12 protein-coding genes are annotated in these 16,337 nt (G+C 65.6%); 8 read left to right on the forward strand and 4 right to left on the reverse strand.

Going from position 1 to position 16,337, the window contains the following annotated elements:
- The first annotated feature begins 104 nt into the window (after positions 1 to 104).
- The 3 genes from rpoC (at position 105) to U1701_RS16135 (ending at position 6,250) form a co-directional block, all read left to right on the forward strand.
- Positions 105 to 4,391 carry a DNA-directed RNA polymerase subunit beta' gene (rpoC, locus tag U1701_RS16125; protein ID WP_332783600.1) on the forward strand — a complete coding sequence of 1,429 codons (4,287 nt, stop codon included), beginning with the start codon at positions 105 to 107 and terminating at the stop codon, positions 4,389 to 4,391.
- 244 nt (positions 4,392 to 4,635) lie between these two features.
- A complete protein-coding gene (locus U1701_RS16130; protein ID WP_332783601.1) occupies positions 4,636 to 4,857 on the forward strand; it encodes a hypothetical protein in 222 nt (73 codons plus the stop codon).
- 40 nt (positions 4,858 to 4,897) lie between these two features.
- The gene (locus U1701_RS16135) at positions 4,898 to 6,250 is read left to right on the forward strand and encodes a radical SAM/SPASM domain-containing protein (RefSeq protein ID WP_332783602.1); all 1,353 of its coding nucleotides are present in this window, start codon (positions 4,898 to 4,900) and stop codon (positions 6,248 to 6,250) included.
- Between the two features lie 18 nt (positions 6,251 to 6,268).
- On the opposite strand, the gene U1701_RS16140 is transcribed toward U1701_RS16135, so the two are convergent.
- Both U1701_RS16140 and U1701_RS16145 read right to left on the reverse strand, forming a co-directional pair.
- Positions 6,269 to 7,042, reverse strand: a complete 774-nt coding sequence (locus tag U1701_RS16140; protein ID WP_332783603.1) for a metallophosphoesterase family protein — start codon at positions 7,040 to 7,042, stop codon at positions 6,269 to 6,271.
- Complete coding sequence (locus U1701_RS16145; RefSeq protein ID WP_332783604.1) at positions 7,035 to 8,123, reverse strand: catalase family protein; 1,089 nt, start codon at positions 8,121 to 8,123, stop codon at positions 7,035 to 7,037. Before U1701_RS16145 ends, U1701_RS16140 begins: the two co-directional genes overlap by 8 nt.
- A 117-nt stretch (positions 8,124 to 8,240) precedes the next feature.
- Between U1701_RS16145 and U1701_RS16150 the strand changes: the two genes are divergently transcribed.
- Positions 8,241 to 8,912 carry a fumarylacetoacetate hydrolase family protein gene (locus tag U1701_RS16150; protein WP_332783605.1) on the forward strand — a complete coding sequence of 224 codons (672 nt, stop codon included), beginning with the start codon at positions 8,241 to 8,243 and terminating at the stop codon, positions 8,910 to 8,912.
- Between the two features lie 11 nt (positions 8,913 to 8,923).
- On the opposite strand, the gene U1701_RS16155 is transcribed toward U1701_RS16150, so the two are convergent.
- Positions 8,924 to 9,301, reverse strand: coding sequence for a potassium channel family protein (locus U1701_RS16155; protein ID WP_332783606.1), 378 nt, complete (start codon positions 9,299 to 9,301; stop codon positions 8,924 to 8,926).
- Between the two features lie 123 nt (positions 9,302 to 9,424).
- Here U1701_RS16155 and U1701_RS16160 point away from each other — a divergent pair, with 123 nt between their 5' ends.
- Both U1701_RS16160 and U1701_RS16165 read left to right on the forward strand, forming a co-directional pair.
- The gene (locus tag U1701_RS16160; RefSeq protein WP_332783607.1) at positions 9,425 to 11,350 is read left to right on the forward strand and encodes a CocE/NonD family hydrolase; all 1,926 of its coding nucleotides are present in this window, start codon (positions 9,425 to 9,427) and stop codon (positions 11,348 to 11,350) included.
- A 91-nt stretch (positions 11,351 to 11,441) separates the two neighbouring features.
- On the forward strand, positions 11,442 to 11,750 hold the full coding sequence (locus U1701_RS16165; RefSeq protein ID WP_332783608.1) for a hypothetical protein: 309 nt from the start codon (positions 11,442 to 11,444) through the stop codon (positions 11,748 to 11,750).
- Positions 11,751 to 11,884: 134 nt separating this feature from the next.
- Here the strand turns inward: U1701_RS16165 and U1701_RS16170 are convergent, their stop codons facing one another.
- Positions 11,885 to 13,684 carry a DUF885 domain-containing protein gene (locus U1701_RS16170; RefSeq protein ID WP_443026081.1) on the reverse strand — a complete coding sequence of 600 codons (1,800 nt, stop codon included), beginning with the start codon at positions 13,682 to 13,684 and terminating at the stop codon, positions 11,885 to 11,887.
- A gap of 106 nt (positions 13,685 to 13,790) precedes the next feature.
- Between U1701_RS16170 and U1701_RS16175 the strand changes: the two genes are divergently transcribed.
- Positions 13,791 to 14,258, forward strand: a complete 468-nt coding sequence (locus tag U1701_RS16175) for a DUF3429 domain-containing protein (RefSeq protein ID WP_332783609.1) — start codon at positions 13,791 to 13,793, stop codon at positions 14,256 to 14,258.
- A gap of 206 nt (positions 14,259 to 14,464) precedes the next feature.
- A complete protein-coding gene (locus U1701_RS16180; protein WP_332783610.1) occupies positions 14,465 to 16,336 on the forward strand; it encodes a sensor domain-containing phosphodiesterase in 1,872 nt (623 codons plus the stop codon).
- Position 16,337: the final 1 nt, after the last annotated feature.

Below are 16,337 nucleotides of genomic sequence, written 5' to 3' on the forward strand. Positions count from 1 at the left end.
GCGCGACGCCGATGCCGGGTGCCCACCCCCTCCCAGCCTGAAGAGGCTGGGCCCCTCCCCCTCCCGCAAGCGGTAGGGGGGAAGATTTTTTCTAAGGACAGCTCATGAACGAGATGACCCCCTTCGCCAATCCGGTCGCCAAGGCCGAGACGTTCGACCAGATCCAGATCGGCATCGCATCGCCGGACAAGATCCGCAGCTGGTCGTTCGGCGAGATCAAGAAGCCCGAGACCATCAACTATCGCACGTTCAAGCCCGAGCGTGACGGCCTGTTCTGCGCGCGCATCTTCGGTCCGATCAAGGACTACGAGTGCCTGTGCGGCAAGTACAAGCGCATGAAGTACAAGGGCATCGTCTGCGAGAAGTGCGGCGTCGAGGTCACCGTCTCGAAGGTCCGCCGCGAGCGGATGGGCCATATCGAGCTGGCAGCGCCGGTCGCGCACATCTGGTTCCTGAAGTCGCTGCCGTCGCGCATCGGCCTGCTGCTCGACATGCAGCTGAAGCAGCTCGAGCGCGTGCTGTATTTCGAGGCGTATATCGTCATCGAGCCGGGCCTGACCCCGCTCGAAAAGTACCAGCTGATGACCGAGGACGAGCTCCTCGACGCGCAGGACCAGTATGGCGAGGACGCGTTCTCGGCCGGGATCGGCGCCGAAGCGGTGCGGATCATGCTGGAGTCGCTGGATCTCGAGGGTGAGCGCACCGCGCTGCTCGAAGAGCTCGCGGTCACCAAGTCCGAGCTGAAGCCCAAGAAGATCATCAAGCGGCTGAAGGTCGTCGAGAGCTTCATCGATTCGGGCAACCGCCCCGAATGGATGATCCTCGAGGTCGTGCCTGTGATCCCGCCCGAGCTGCGCCCGCTGGTGCCGCTGGACGGTGGTCGTTTCGCGACGTCGGATCTGAACGATCTGTATCGCCGCGTGATCAACCGCAACAATCGTTTGAAGCGTTTGATGGAGCTGCGCGCGCCGGACATCATCGTCCGCAACGAGAAGCGCATGCTCCAGGAGGCCGTCGACGCACTGTTCGATAACGGTCGTCGCGGTCGTACGATCACGGGCGCGAACAAGCGTCCGCTGAAGTCGCTGTCCGACATGCTCAAGGGCAAGCAGGGCCGCTTCCGCCAGAACCTGCTCGGCAAGCGCGTCGACTATTCGGGTCGTTCGGTCATTGTGACCGGGCCTGAGCTGAAGCTGCACCAGTGCGGCCTGCCGAAGAAGATGGCGCTCGAGCTGTTCAAGCCGTTCATCTACGCGCGCCTCGACGCCAAGGGCCTCAGCATGACGCTGAAGCAGGCGAAGAAGTGGGTCGAGAAGGAGCGCAAGGAAGTCTGGGATATCCTGGACGAGGTGATCCGCGAGCATCCGGTGATGCTGAACCGTGCGCCGACGCTTCACCGTCTGGGCATCCAGGCGTTCGAGCCGGTGCTGATCGAGGGCAAGGCGATCCAGCTTCACCCGCTGGTCTGCTCAGCGTTCAACGCCGACTTCGACGGCGATCAGATGGCCGTGCACGTCCCGCTGTCGCTCGAAGCGCAGCTCGAAGCGCGCGTGCTCATGATGTCGACCAACAACATCCTGTCGCCCGCCAACGGCAAGCCGATCATCGTGCCGTCGCAGGACATGGTGCTGGGTCTTTATTATCTGTCGATGATGAAGGAGAACGAGCCGGGCCAGGGCATGCTGCTCGGCGATATGGCCGAGGTGCACCAGGCACTCAACGCCGGCGCCGTGACCTTGCACAGCAAGATCATCAGCCGCGTTCCGCAGACCGATGAGAAGGGCAAGCAGTACCTGAAGCGGTACGAGACGACCCCGGGCCGCATGCTGCTGGGCGAGACGCTGCCGCACAGCCACAAGGTGCCGTTCGAGACCGTCAACCGCCTGCTGACCAAGAAGGACGTCGGCGACGTGATCGACGAGGTCTATCGTCACACCGGCCAGAAGGAGACCGTGCTGTTCGCTGATGCGATCATGTCGCTCGGCTTCCGTCACGCCTTCCGTGCGGGCATCTCGTTCGGCAAGGACGATATGATCATCCCGGACGCCAAGGTGGGTCTGGTCGACGATACCAAGGCGCTCGTGAAGGACTTCGAGCAGCAATATCAGGACGGCCTGATCACGCAGCAGGAGAAGTACAACAAGGTGATCGACGCCTGGAGCCGTTGCGGCGACCAGGTCGCGAACGCCATGATGGACGAGATCCGATCGGTGAAGATCGACGAGGAGACCGGCCGCGAAAAGCCGATCAACTCGATCTATATGATGGCGCACTCGGGTGCTCGTGGTTCGCAGGCGCAGATCAAGCAGCTCGCCGGCATGCGCGGACTGATGGCCAAGCCGTCGGGCGAGATCATCGAGACGCCGATCATCTCGAACTTCAAGGAGGGCCTGACCGTCCTCGAATACTTCAACTCCACCCACGGCGCCCGCAAGGGTCTCGCGGATACGGCGTTGAAGACGGCGAACTCGGGGTATCTCACCCGTCGTCTGGTCGATGTGTCGCAGGATTGCGTCATCATCGAGCAGGATTGCGGCACCGAGCGCGCACTCGAGATGAAGGCCATCCTTCAGGGTGGTTCGACGATCGCAAGCCTCGGCGAGCGTATCCTTGGTCGTACGACGGCGGAGGACATCGTCGATCCGAAGACCGGCAAGGTCGTCATCCCGTCGGGCACGCTGCTCGACGAGCCGATGATCACGCAGATCGAGGCGCTGGGTACGCAGTCGTGCAAGATCCGCAGCCCGCTGGTCTGCGAATCGAAGATCGGCGTCTGCGGCAAGTGCTACGGGCGCGATCTCGCGCGCGGTACGCCGGTGAACATCGGTGAAGCTGTCGGCGTCATCGCCGCGCAGTCGATCGGTGAGCCGGGCACGCAGCTGACGATGCGTACGTTCCACATCGGTGGCGCGGCGCAGCTCAACGAGACGTCGAACCTCGAAGCCCACGCAGATGGTACGGTGCAGTTCCGCGACCTGCGCATCATCGTCGACCAGCGTGGTCGTCGCGTGGTGCTCAGCCGCTCGGGCGAAATCGCGATCGTCGACATGGACGGCCGCGAGCTCTCGGTCGATCGGATTCCCTACGGCGCGTACGTGCTGTTCGACGATGGTCACATCGTGTCGAAGGGCGACCGGATGGCCGAGTGGGATCCGTTCACCATGCCGGTGATCACGGAGAACCCAGGTACGATCAAATATGTCGACCTGATCGAGGGCAAGACGCTCACCGAGCAGACCGACGAAGCGACGGGCATCGCCCAGCGCGTGGTGGTCGAATATCGGGCCGCGACCAAGTCGAAGGAGGATCTGCGTCCGCGCCTGACCCTGCTCGACGATGCGAGCGGCGAGAGCGGTCGCTACATGCTGGCGATCGGTGCGACGTTGTCGGTCGAGGATGGCGCACAGGTGCAGGGCGGCGACGTCGTGGCGCGTGTGTCGCGTGAGAGCGCCAAGACGCGCGACATCACCGGTGGTCTGCCGCGCGTTGCCGAGCTGTTCGAGGCGCGCAAGCCCAAGGAGAACGCGATCATCGCGAAGGTCTCGGGTCGCGTGGTGTTCGGCAAAGACTACAAGGCCAAGCGCAAGATCGGTATCCAGCCCGAGGACGGCAGCGAGGTCGTGGAGTATTTGATCCCGAAGTCGAAGGTCATCGACGTTCAGGAAGGCGACTACGTCAAGCGTGGCGACAATTTGATCGGCGGCTCGCCCGATCCGCACGACATTCTGGAAGTGCTCGGCATCGAGCCGCTTGCAGAGTATCTCGTGTCGGAAATCCAGGAGGTCTATCGTCTCCAGGGCGTGAAGATCAACGACAAGCACATCGAGACGATCGTTCGTCAGATGCTGCAGAAGGTCGAGATCACCGACGGCGGCGACACCACGCTGCTGGCCGGCGAGCAGGTCGATCGCGAGGAAATGGACGCGATCAACGAGAAGCTCGATAAGAAGCAGGTCCGTGCACAGGGCAAGCCGATCCTGCTCGGCATCACCAAGGCGTCGCTGCAGACCCGCAGCTTCATCTCGGCGGCGTCGTTCCAGGAGACCACGCGCGTGCTCACCGAGGCCGCGGTGCAGGGCAAGCAGGACATGCTGATGGGCCTGAAGGAGAACGTCATCGTCGGGCGTCTCATTCCGGCCGGCACCGGCGCGGGGCTCAACCGCCTTCGCGTCGCGGCCAACAGCCGCGATGCGGCGATGCGCGTCGCACAGCGCAAGATGGCCGAAGTCTCGATCATCGCGCCGGAAAGCGCGAAGGAAGAGCATGACGCCGAGTTGGCGCGGTCGGCACGCGATGCCGGCGGCACTGGCGACGATCCGCTGGCCGAGGTCGTGACGAGCGGCACCGGCACGGATGCGGACGCTGGCGAGTATCTGAACACGCCGGAGTAATCCGCGGGTTCGGCCGCTCAGGCTGAAGACGAAGAGGCCGCCGTCCGGGACACCGGGCGGCGGCCTTTTTCGTTCGAAATGGCGCAGGTTGCACGAGTCTGCGTCCGTTTTGCCGCCGATCCCGATGCATCGGGATGTGCGCGCCGGTCCGGGGCGGCGCACACTCGCGAGCGACGACAGCCGCTCCGGCTTCGTCGCAGGTGTCGCTTACCGACCCCTGTCCATCCGATCGGAGGATCAGATCATGGCGAAAGATACCGACGCGAAGCTACCCGACAGCGAACTGAAGAAGATTCAGTCGATAGTCCTCGATCACGTCCAGTCGCTCAATCGCGCGGGCTCGGTCGGCGGCGCCGACCCGGTCTCGAAGGAGGCAGCGTTGGCGGCACTCGGGTTCGAGGGGACGTCGGATGCGCCGGACCAGTGGCTGTGCGGCGCGGACAATGTCTGCGGCGCCAAGGCCTGAGCCCCGCGTCGTCATCAATCCCAAACCCGGAGACGCTGCCATGCTGCGCAAGTCGCAATATACGATCGACGTCGAATGCGACGGCTATCGCGTCTGGATCAACTCGTTGACCGGGGCGATCGACCGGGTGCCACCCTCGGCAGGCGCAGCATTCGCGGATATGGGATCGGACAGCCTGGCCACGCTCGTCGCGCGTGGCCACCTGACCGATCTCGATCCCGAGCAGCAGCGGTTCCAGGCGCTCGAGGCGTGGTCGATGATGGACGGGGTGCATCGCAAGAAGGCCAAGATCGTCATCTGCCCGTCGATGGACTGCAATTTCCGTTGCACCTATTGCTTCGAAGCGCCGCTGCAGGCGCGGATCGATTCGGGGCAGATGCCGACGCGCGCCGCGCACATGACGCGCGCGCAGGTGGCGCATATCTTCACGTCGTTCGACGATCTGCTGCCGTTCAACGATTCGATCGCGAACCATATCACGTTGTTCGGCGGCGAGCCGCTATGGGCGCGCAACCTGGACGTCGTCACCGACATCGTCGAGCGGGCACGAGCACGCAGCATGACCGTCAGCGCAGTCTCCAACGGCTATGATCTGGGCGCCTATCGCCATCTGCTCGGCGCGGGCGGTATCCAGCGCGTGCAGATCTCGCTGGACGGCCCCGCCGCGATCCATGACCGGATGCGCCCGCTAAAGGGCGGCGGCGCGAACTTCGACCGGATCATCGCGAATATCGATAGCGCCAAGGGCATCCCGGGGTTCAACATCGACATTCGGATGAACTATGATTCGGGCAACATGGCGCACGCCACCGCGTTGCATGCGCTACTGGAAGAGTACGGGATTATCGGACGCGCCAATGTCAGCTTCCACGCCAACCTGATCTCGATGAACCATTCCGGCGACGGCAAGGATTATGCGACGATCAAGCAGTATGAGGCGGTGTCGAAAACGCTGCCGGACGCGGAGCTAGACTGTTTCACCAGCGGGTTGCGCAGCAATTATGTCGATGCGCTGGACACCGGGGCGCCGCTCGCGCGGCGCGCGCATTTCTGTTCGGCGACGTCGGGGATGTACGTCTATTGCCCGGACGACCGGATCTATTCGTGCTGGGAAGGGATCGGCGAAGAGCATTCGTGGATCGGGACGTTCGGCAACGGCCCGATCGACTGGCGGATGAACGCCGTGCGCCGCTGGCACGACCGGACCGCGCCGGCGATGCCCAAGTGCCAGACGTGCAGCCATCTCTTCCTGTGCGGCGGGGGCTGTGCGGTCCATGCGATCGAGCAGACTGGCGACATCACCGTCTCGCAATGCGACGGCATCCGGAAGAAATTTCGGTACATGGTGCAGAAGACGATGCGCGAGCGCGATCCGTTGCAGATCGCCGGTTGAGGGTCACGCGGCGCGCGTTTAGCCCTTGATCACGTGTTTCGGTTCCGGCGACAGGGTCCGCGCGAGAGTCTCGAAGCTGCCGCCCTTTACGCGGATCTCGTTGAACGCCGGCGGGCTGCCGCGGGTCCGCTTGGACAGCGTTCCGGCGCCGATCATGCGCACGACGCGCCTCGCGCGATCGATCGGAATATCGAACGGATCGTGGACGTGTCCTGACAGCACCGCATGCGCGCCCGCTTCGGCGAGCGCGGTGAGTGCGCTGTCGCCGTGGCGCGTGCGCGCGGTGCCGGTGGTGCCGCCCTCGATCAGCGGATGATGCGCGGCGACGAAGATGAGGTTTCCCTTTGGCACGTCCGCGATCATCGCCAGCGCGCGTTGCAGCGAGCCGGGGCTCACTCGCCCCTTCGACCAGTTCAACCGCCACTGCGCGCGTGCGGTGGTCTTGAGCGGCACGATCGTCGTGCCGGGCAGGTCGAGCGGTTTCTCGATCATCGTCTCGACCGCGGCGTAGCGTTGATAGGGCGCGAAGAAGCGGCGGAACGGGTCCCAATAATAGGGGATGTCGTGGTTGCCGACCTCAAGCGTGACCGGCACGCCGAGCGAGCGAAGCCAGTCGCCGCCCCGCTGGAACTCGTCCTTGGTGGCGCGCATCGTCAGGTCGCCGGTCATGATCACGGCGTCGGGCTTCTCCTCCGTCACAAGCCGGGAGAACCACGCGATCGCGGCCGGGTCTTCGGCGCCGAAATGGACGTCGCTGACGTGGAAGAGTTTCAGAGAACAGGGGTCAGACAAGATCGGTCAGGCTCCGGGGCTGGTGGACGGGGCAGCCATTGAACTGGCCACGGAAGTTGGACGAGAGTTCGTACGGGCTTTGCCGCGCGCGGTTGATGCCGCCAAGCGGCTGGTGCGCGGCGACGCCGTCCCAGACGCTGTAGACGAGCGCATCGTCGGTACGTTCGGTCGTGCCGGCCTCCCAGCTGAGCTGCGGCGGGATGGTGAGCGTCGCGACAGTGACGAACGGGCTTTCCTGCGCGTCCCAGACTACGCTCGGGTCTTCGATCGGCATGCTCGCCAGGTCGGTATTGAGCTGGACGCGGAGTTCCCAGGTGCCGCCATGTTCGATCATCGCATCGCGCACCACTTCGCGGAGCGCATCGGGGCGCGTGGTGACGTCGACGAGCGTGCCGGTCAACCGGGTCAGTTCGGGCGATACGGGGAAGAGTGCGATCTTGGCGATATGGTCGCCGTAGCGGAACGGGGTCTGCGTGTAATAGGTCTCACCCATCGGGTGGACGGGCGGCGCGCCGCCGAGCGTCTTGAGCGTCGCGGATTCGCCGCCGACGGCTTCAAGCGCGGATTCGACGACGCGGAAGGTCGCAGACATCGCCTTCTTGACGCCCTCGAACCGGTCGGTGGTCTTGACCAGCAGCTTCAGATTCTTGGCGAACGCCTTGGCGTCGGGCGCGGAGAAGGCCGGGCCGTTGACCATGATGAAATCCTGGTTGGTCGACTCTTCCGATCCCGACAGCCGTGCGCCGTGGACGCCGAGGATCTTCAACGCGAGACCGCGCGGCAGGCTGACGCTGTCGTCAAGGATGTCGCCCGCGTTGGTCGAGAGGCGGATCACCGCCTCATGCGTGCCGGGCGCGGCGAAGAACCCCTGCGCGAACTGGGGCGGCAGGTGCCCGACCGTCAGCGTGCCGCGCGCGATGCCGTGCGCCTTGGCATGGACCGCGCGGACCGCGTGGCCATAATCCTTCGAGGTGGTGTCGAGGATCTCCTGGAAGCTCTCGTTCAGGCCCGCGATCGTCTCGGCCTCGTCGGGGGCGACCGTCTCGACCGACGGGTCGTAGCGGACGGGCGGGTTGGGCATGCAGTGTCTCCGGTAACTCGCAGGGGTAACCCGTCGCGCGGGGCGACGTTCCGTCGGCGGCCGATTGCAAAGCGCTGGGCGCGGGTGCAATCGCGCGTGGTTCCAAGGAGATCGCCCATGTTCCCGACCGTCGTCGCCCCCACCGTCGCCATCGCCGGATCGACCGAGCGGTTCCCGGTGCGGCGGATATTCTGCGTCGGGCAGAATTATGCCGATCACGCGCGCGAGATGGGCAACGATCCCGACCGGCAACAGCCGTTCTTCTTCATGAAACCCGCCGACGCGGTGGTCGAGAGCGGCGCCACCCTGCCCTTTCCGGTGCGTACCGACGATCTGCATCACGAGGTCGAACTGGTTGTTGCGCTCGGTGCGGGCGGGACGGATGTCGATGCGAAGGACGCGCTCGGGCTGGTCTACGGCAGCGCGGTCGGAATCGACCTGACGCGACGCGACCTGCAAGCAGTCGCGAAGAAGGCGGGTCGCCCATGGGACATGGCCAAGGGGTTCGACCGCTCGGCGCCGATCGGTGCGCTGACGCCGGGCATGCCGCCGGAAACGGGCGCGATCGCGCTGACCGTGGACGGCGAGACGCGGCAGTCGGGCGATCTGTCGATGATGATTTGGCGCGTGGCCGAGGTGATCGCGGTGCTGTCGACCTATGTCGAACTGGCACCCGGCGACCTGATCTTCACCGGCACGCCCGCGGGCGTCGGACCGATCCGTGCGGGGCAGCGCGTGCGCGCGACGATCGCGGGGCTCGCGCCGATGGAGATCGCGTTCGCGGGCTGAGGCGACGACGCCTAGCGTCCGTCGCCGAGCCGCGCCTCGATCCGCGCCAGCGTCTGCTTGATCTCTTCCTGTTCGGCATGGGTGAAGGCGTCGCTGTCGACGATCATCTTCGCCGCCATCTTCGCGGTGATCAGCGGCACCAGGAACAGCGGCACGACGTGCATCAGCGCGACCGCGACGATCTTGCCGCCAGCCGCGACCGGGAAGATGTCGCCATAGCCGATCGTCATCGCGGTCACGAACGACCACCACAGGCCGACGTCGATCGGCTTGCCTTCGAACCCTGCGAACAGCGCGGCGCACAGCAGGATGGTGACGAGGTAGCCGGTGACCAGCATCGGCAGCGCCTGGATGATCGGTCGCCAGGATCCCTTGGATCGTCGTCGCATGCTGTGTCCCCCTGCCCCGTCCGCACGATTATTACGCAGCGATATCAATCTGCCAAGGATCGCGATTGCCCCCGGGCCTCGATTGCGCCTAGCTTCGCGCCATCGTCTTCGGAGCTTTGCTGCATGAACCTGAAATTCGCTCTTCTCGCCTCGATCGCGCTTGCCGCAACGGCGTCTGCCCAGACCTCGACCGCGCCCGTCGGCGGCGATATCCCCGCCAAGTTCGTCCCGCCGATCGAAGCCCGCGACTATGTGAAGCGCGAAGTGATGGTGCCGATGCGCGACGGGACCAAGCTCTACACCGTGATAGTCTATCCGAAGGGCGTGACCAACGCGCCGATCGTGCTGACGCGGACGCCGTACAACGCCAAGGGCCGGGCGAACCGGTCCGACAGTTCGAGCATCTTGGCGACGCTGCCGCTGGCCGACGAGATGTTCGTCAAGGCCGGCTATATCCGCGTCTATCAGGACATCCGCGGCAAATACGGGTCGGAAGGCGACTATGTCGTCACGCGTCCGGTGATCGGGTCGCTCAACCCGACCAAGGTCGATCACGTCACCGACGCGTATGACACGATCGATTGGCTGGTGAACAAGACGAACCTGCCGGAATCGAACGGCCGCGTCGGCATGATCGGGTCGTCCTACGAAGGCTTCACGGTGGTGATGGCGCTGCTCAACCCGCACCCCGCGCTGAAGGTCGCGGCGCCGGAGAGCCCGATGATCGACGGCTGGATGGGCGACGACTGGTTCCATTACGGCGCGTTCCGCCTCGCCAACATCGCCTGGCTGGGCAGCCAGACCGGCTACAAGGGCGCCGGCACCGCGCCGCCGACCGGCGGCTACGACGATTACGAGAATTTCCGCGACGTGGGTTCGGCCGGGGACTGGGCGAAGAAGTCCGGGTACGACCAGCTGCCCTATTGGCAGCGGATGGTGGCGCACCCGGCGTATGACGCGTTCTGGCAGGGTCAGGCGCTCGACAAGCTCCTCGCCGCCAATCCCTCGAACGTGCCGACGATCTGGGAACAGGGGCTGTGGGACCAGGAGGACATGTACGGCGCGATCACATCGTGGGAGGCGCTGAAGGCCAAGGGCAAGCTTGGCAACAACCACCTCGTGATGGGGCCGTGGCGGCACAGCCAGGTCAACCGCGAAGGGCGGAGCCTGGGGCCGTTCGAGTGGAATGGCGACACCGCGGAGCAGTTCCGCGAAGAGATGATCCTGCCCTATTTCAACCAGTATCTGAAGGACGGCCCGGCGGTCACGCTGCCCGCGGCGACGATCTACAACACCGGCGAGAATCATTGGGACAAGTTCGCAAGCTGGCCGCTGGCGTGCGAGACGGGTTGCGCGGCGCCGCTGAAGCCGATCTATCTGCAGGCGGGCGGTGCGCTCGGCTTCGGGCAGGCGGCCGCGGGGGGCGACAGCTATGTCTCGGATCCGTCCAAGCCGGTGCCGCATCTGCCGCGGCCGGTGAATTTCGGCGATGGGCGCTGGGGTGACTGGCTGGTCAGCGACCAGCGCGGGGTCGACGGGCGGCCCGACGTGATGACCTACACGACCGAGGCACTGACCGCGCCGGTGCGGGTGTCGGGCGCGCCGATGGCGGACATCTTCGCCAAGACGACGGGCACCGACGGCGATTTCGTGGTCAAGGTGATCGACGTCTATCCAGCGGAGAACGCCAGCGAGCCGAAGATGGGCGGATACGAGCTGCCGATCAGCATGGACATCTTCCGTGGCCGCTATCGCAACAGCTTCGCCAAACCGACCGCGATTCCGGCGGGCAAGGTGCAGGAATACAAATTCCGCCTGCCGACGGTGAACCATGTGTTCCAGCCGGGCCACAAGATCATGGTGCAGATCCAGTCTAGCCAATTCCCGCTCTATGACCGCAACCCCCAGACCTTCGTGCCCAACATCTTCCTGGCGAAGAAGTCGGACTATAAGGCGGCGACGGTGACGATCATGCGCGGCGGGGCGCAGGGGAGCGCGGTGCTGTTGCCGGTGGTGCCGGTGGATCAGTCGGCGGTGATGGCAAAGTAGAGGCGACGTCACGGCATCCATCGCGGGCGCCCGACGTTACAGATGGGCAGGTCGGCATCGCGCCGCCCTGCCCATTTTTCTGGAGTATCACATGGCGACGACATTGACCGCGACCTTCGACACGCGCCGCGAGGCCGAGCTGACCATCGAGCGGCTGGTCCAGGACCGGGGGCTGGATCGCGCGAAGATCCTGGTCACCGCGGCGGGTGACGAGAATACCGCGGGCGAGGAAATCGCCGGATCAGACGAGAAGGCGGCCGAGCCGAGCCCGGAACGGCGCGACGACGCGGCGCTGAACGGGCAGGTGCTGGTGTCGGTCGAGGTCGCGGATGATGCGGCTGCAGCGGCGGTTCGGGATGCGTTTTCAGAGTTCGATGCGGAGGATGTGGCCGCCAAATAAGAAATATCCACCCCGGCGAAGGCCGGGGCCCAATTGGAGAGGTCTATGTAACGGCGGCATGTCCGTCGTTACCTCTGTCCCCCCAATTGGGCCCCGGCCTTCGCCGGGGTGGTGCCTTCCGCCGTTCCGATCGATTACCCCCGCTTCACCCCCGCGATCCACGCATCGACCTGTTCCTCCAGCACCCCGAGCGGCAGCGCGCCCGAGGCGAGCACGACTTCGTGGAAATCGGGCAAGTCGAACTTCGCCCCCAGCGCGGCTTCCGCCTTTTTCCGCAGCGCGGCGATGCGCAGCTGGCCGACCATGTAGCTGGTCGCCTGGCCCGGATTGTTGATGTAGCGGTCGACCTCCTTGGTCACGTCGCGGGCCGACAAGGGCGCGTTCGCGGTGAAATAGGCGATCGCCTGATCACGACTCCAGCGCTTGGCGTGCATGCCGGTGTCGAGCACCAGCCGGCACGCGCGCCAGACCTGCAGCGAGAGCATGCCGATCTCCGAATAGGGATCGGAATACGCCCCCATCTCCTTGGCGAGGCGTTCGGAATAGAGCCCCCATCCCTCCGTATAGGCGCCGTAATAGCCGAACCGCCGGAACTTCGGCACGTCGGTGAGTTCCTGCGCGCGGGCGATCTGGAAGTGGTGGCCCGGTGCGCCCTCGTGATGCGCGATGCCCTCGACCTGCGGCTTCTGAACTTGATTCATGTCGGCGAGATTGACGTAGAAGATCCCGGGCCGCGAGCCGTCGGGCGCGGGCTGGTTGTAGAAGGCGACCGACGCGGTCTCCTGTCGCCATGCTTCGACCGCGCGGACCTCGAGCGGCGCCTTGGGCAGGCGACGGAAGAAGCGCGGTGCCGCCGCCATGGTCTGCGCGATCGCGGCGCGCGCGTCGGTCAGATATTGCTGCCGTCCGGCGTTGGTATTCGGATATTTGAACTTCGGATCGGTGCGCAGGCTGACGAACAGGTCCTGGAGGCTGCCCTTGAACCCGATCCGCGTCATCACCGCCTGCATCTCGGCATGGATCGCCTTGACTTGATCGAGCCCCAGCTGGTGGATCTGATCGGCGGTCAGATCGGTGGTCGTGTAATAGGCGAGCCGCGCCTGGTAATAGGCGTCGCCGCCCGGCAGGCTCCACGCGCCGTCATTGCCCTTGGCCTGCGGCTCGATCGCATCGAGCGCGGCGAACAGCACGTCGAAGCCTTCGCGGAACGGCCCCTTGAGCGCGGCGACCGCGTCGGCGAGCAGCTGCGCCTTGACGTCCGCAGGCGCGGTCAGCTTGGCGAGTTTCGCCTTGAAGTCGGCGAGGATCGTGCTGTCGGCGGCGGTATCGAACGGCGCGCCGGTGATGACCTGACGCGCGTCGCTGCGCGCGGGCGCGAACACCATCTTGGGCGGGACGATGCCCTTGGCCGCCTGCGCGTGCATCGTCGCGGCGATCTCGCGCATCACGCGCAGGCTGTCGCGAAGGCGCGCGACATAGGCGCGCGCATCGGCGACGGTATCGACGCGGTGCTGGTTGATCAGGAAGACGGGGATGTCGCCCGCCGGGCTGCCGTTGGTCGAGACCGGGAAGGCATAGTCGCGAAACGCGAACTGGCGCGCGTCGGTGGCGACCTGATCCTCGAACAGCCGATAGCTGAGCCGCGCGCCGGCGCCGAGCCGGTCGGGGGCGAAATTGCGCTTCATTTCCGCAAGCTGCGCCTGTTCGAGCGCGAGGCGTCGGCGAGCGCCGGCATCGGTGTAATCGTCGAGCCGGTCGTAATTGGTCTTGAGGCCGAGACCGGTCTGCGTTTCGGGGCTGAGCGCGACCTGCGCGTCGAACGCCGAGTCAAGGAACGCCAGCAGCCGCGCATCGTCGGAGGCCGGTGACCCCTGCCCCAATACCGGTACCGCGGCGCTCGCCATCAGCGCACCAATGAATCCGCGTTTCGTCAGTCCGATCATGCCATCTTCCCCACAATGTCGCTCAGGGCTAACCACGCATTCGGTTTGGGGCAAGCACCGCGCCGCATGCTCCAGCTCCAGGCAAAGGGAGACGATCATGGATGACCACCGCGCCGCAAAGGTGGTGCCGCCGCTACCGCTGTGGTTGGGGCTGGCCGGGCTGATCCCGCAGTTGCTGGCGTTCATCGGCGTCGCTGCGGGGGAACCCGAAGGGCGGTTCACCGCACTGGCGCTCGCCTATGCCTATGCCGCGCTGATCCTCAGCTTTCTGGGTGGGATGTGGTGGGGGCTTGCCGCGCAGGCGCGCACGGCGGTGCCGCGCTGGGTGTGGGTCGCGGCGGTCGTGCCGTCGCTGATCGCGCTGCTGTCCGCCCTGCCCTGGGCGTTCGGCGATCGCTGGCCCGGGCCGTCGCTGGCGCTGCTCGGCCTTGCACTGCTCGGCTCGCTGGGAGTCGACTATCGGTTGCGCGCGGCGGGACTCTGCCCGGCGTGGTGGCTGCGGCTGAGGCTGCCGCTGTCGATCGGCCTGGGGCTTCTTACCCTCGGAACGGGGTATTTCGCCTGACTCGGCGGCCCGAAACGACTATGGAAAGACAACCATTTCTCTCTGGACAATTGGCCTCCAGTATCAGTTCATTGCAAAACCGTTATTTTTGAAACCGATACGGATTTATTGCCGAATTGACCGTCGGTTCACCCGTGTTTTCTGCCCACAATGCTGCGAAGACAAATATAAACGATATCTAAAGATCGCGGATGCATCGTACCGCCATGGACAGATCCGGATACGACCAGCCAGGCACCGTCGATGCAGGCGGCGCCTTGTTGCTCTTTCAGAACGCGATCCTGGGGATGATCGCGAAGGGCGATACGCTGGCGGCCACGTGCGTGCGGCTGTGCATCGAATTCGAGCGATTGCTGCCCGACGTGATCTGTTCGGTGCTGACGGTCGACGCCGATGGCTGCCTGCATCCGCTTGCCGCACCCAGCCTGGCGCTGCGGGACGTCCGGGCGCTCGACGGCCTCTCCGTCGAACCGCTGGCAAAGGCGGGCGACTGCACCGCACCATCCGGTGCCAAGGTCGTGGTCGGCGACATCGAGACCGATCCGCGCTGGGCCGCGCTTCGTCCGCTGGCGGCATCGCATGGGTTGCACGTGTGTTGGCCGAGCCCGATCGTCGACGCCGACGGCGTCACCGTCGCGACCATCGCCTTCTATTGCCGCGCGCGTCGCGGCCCCTCCGCGTTCGAACGCGATGTCGTGCGCAACTGCGTCTATCTGTGCCAGATCGCGATCGAGCGGCACCAGCGCGTGATCGAGCGGGAACGGCGCGCGAACACCGATGCGCTGACCAGGCTGCCCAATCGCGCCGCCTTCAACGACGCGCTGCCTGAACTCAAATGCGACGAGCCCGGCAGCTGGGCGCTGTTCGTGCTCGATCTCGACAATTTGAAGGTGACCAACGACACGTTCGGGCACCGCGCCGGGGACCGGCTGTTGCAGATCGCCGGCCGCCGGATTGCCGCCGCGGTGCACCCGGCGCGCACCTTTCGCATCGGCGGCGACGAGTTCGCGATCATCATCGAATCGGCCGAGACGTTGCGCGACCTGGATGGCGTCGCGGCGCGGATCCTGGTCGCGCTTGCCCCGCCGGCGGACTGTGGCGGCCAGATCATCGTCCCGCGCGCGACGATCGGCGGCGCGGTGCTGTCGGCAGAGGATTTCGTCGCCGACCGGGTCCGTCAGAATGCCGATTTCGCGCTGTATCATGCCAAGGAGACCGGCCGCGGCGGCTTCGTGCGCTACTGGCCCGGCTTGCGGTCGACGATGACGCGGCGTCTGGGTGCGATCCGCGACGTCGGCGCCGCGCTGCGCGACGACCGGATCGACGTGCATTACCAGCCGATCTTCCGGTTCGACACGCGCGAGATCGTCGGGCTGGAGGCATTGTGCCGGATGCGCGTCGGCGACACCATCGTCCCGGCATCGGCGTTTCACGCCGCCACCACCGACGTGCACGTTGCGACCGCGCTGACCGCGCGCGTGGTATCGCTGGTCGCGGCCGACCTGCGGCGCTGGCTCGACCTGGGTATCCCGTTCCAGCATGTCGGGATCAACGTGTCGTCGGCCGATCTGAGCGGGGGCACGCTGGAGGGCGTCCTAGTCACCGCGTTCGAGCGCGCCGGCGTGCCGCTCGACCACGTCATCCTCGAGGTGACCGAGTCCGTCTATATGGGTGACGGCGACCAAGCCGTTCAGGAGGCGATCCGCGCGCTGCGCGAGCGGGGGATGCGCATCGCGTTGGACGATTTCGGCACCGGGTTCGCCTCGCTGACACACCTGCTGACCGTGCCGGTCGACATCATCAAGATCGACAAGGCGTTCGTCGACCACCTCGCGGCCGACAGCGTCAGCATGACGATCGTCGAGGGGCTGGTCCGCATCGCCGACAAGCTGGGGGTTCGGATCGTCGCGGAAGGCGTCGAGACCGAAGACCAGGCGCAGCAGCTGCAGGATGCCGGTTGCACGCTCGGCCAGGGCTATCTGTTCTCTAGGGCGGTCGACCGGGACGACGCCACTGCGCTGTTGCTGGATTGCGCCCAATATGCGCGCGCACGGGCACAGATCGCGGCGCGCGGTTGAG

It is taken from the genome of Sphingomonas rhamnosi (genome assembly GCF_036663615.1).
Classification (GTDB): Bacteria; Pseudomonadota; Alphaproteobacteria; order Sphingomonadales; family Sphingomonadaceae; genus Sphingomonas.